This is a genomic window from Clostridium sp. AM34-11AC (genome assembly GCF_003435375.1).
Lineage (GTDB): Bacteria > Bacillota > Clostridia > Lachnospirales > Lachnospiraceae > Pilosibacter > Pilosibacter fragilis.
In genome coordinates this window covers 1-1,007 of sequence record NZ_QWGL01000104.1, presented here as the reverse complement: position 1 = coordinate 1,007, position 1,007 = coordinate 1, and the positions used below count along the sequence as shown (strand labels likewise).

General features: G+C 43.5%; 1 tRNA gene and 1 rRNA gene. Both read right to left on the bottom strand.

Features of this window, described 5'->3' with window-relative positions:
* Positions 1 to 242: 242 nt before the first annotated feature.
* Positions 243 to 315 (bottom strand) — tRNA-Ala (locus DW826_RS17955).
* A gap of 391 nt (positions 316 to 706) precedes the next feature.
* Positions 707 to 824: ribosomal RNA gene (gene rrf, locus DW826_RS17950) — 5S ribosomal RNA — on the bottom strand.
* Between the last annotated feature and the right edge of the window lie 183 nt (positions 825 to 1,007).

The following is a 1,007-nucleotide window of genomic DNA, read 5'->3' as shown; positions in this document are numbered from 1 at the left end:
TTCGATACGCCTCGGATGTCTTGTATCTTAAATATTTAAGAGTACTATTCAGTTCCTTCATAGTCCCGCAAAAATCCATTCCAGATTGCCTGCGGCAATGGGATTTTTGCTTTCCAGCCTATGTTTTCTTACGATCAGCGCAGCAAGTGCGCAGATCTACCGAATAGATACATTTAAGATCAAATATTTCAATATGTGATTTTCAAGGTACGTTATCGGGATTCTAGTTTTAAAATCCCAAGTGGAGATGGAGAGATTCGAACTCTTGACCCCCTGCTTGCAAGGCAGGTGCTCTCCCAACTGAGCTACACCCCCATGGATGCGGGCCTTTCCTCTTTCGAGGCGATCCCTTATTCATTTATGTTCTGTATTTATTTCAATCAGCCAGTCACTTCCTGCATTACCCTTTTGGGTAATGGGCTTAAGTGGACTCGAACTTCGATACGCCTCGGATGTCTTGTATCTTAAATATTTAAGATTACTTATTTCAATATGTGATTTTCAAGGTACGTTATGACTGAAGTTTATCAGTCATTAGCGAGTTCAATATACTTAAACTTACTAATCACTGGTAAAAACCAGTTATTAACAGCATTACCCTGCTGGAACGGGTTAACACATTCATCATCGCGAACTTCGCCTTTATCTCCACCCGCTAGAACATGTCTGTTTTATTTGAAAACTCTTTCGAGTATTTTTCAAATAGATCTGGCATCCACCTGCTCTCCCATGCCGTCTCCAGCATAGTACCATCGGCCGCTTACGTCTTAACCGTCGTGTTCGGGATGGGAACGGGTGTGTCCCATAAGCGCATCGGCACCGGAATTCTTATGCTTTTAATCCCGCCTGTTGTCCTGTGCGAATCATCTTACGGAGCTTCGCTCCCTAAGCCGTTTCGCGCAGTCCGCCAATACGATCTGTCAGTTACTCAAGTCTGGAAAAGTAAGCTTTTCCATTCTTTCGTCCCTGCCATCTCGTGCAGGCTCACTTAAAAGCTCAACAGTATA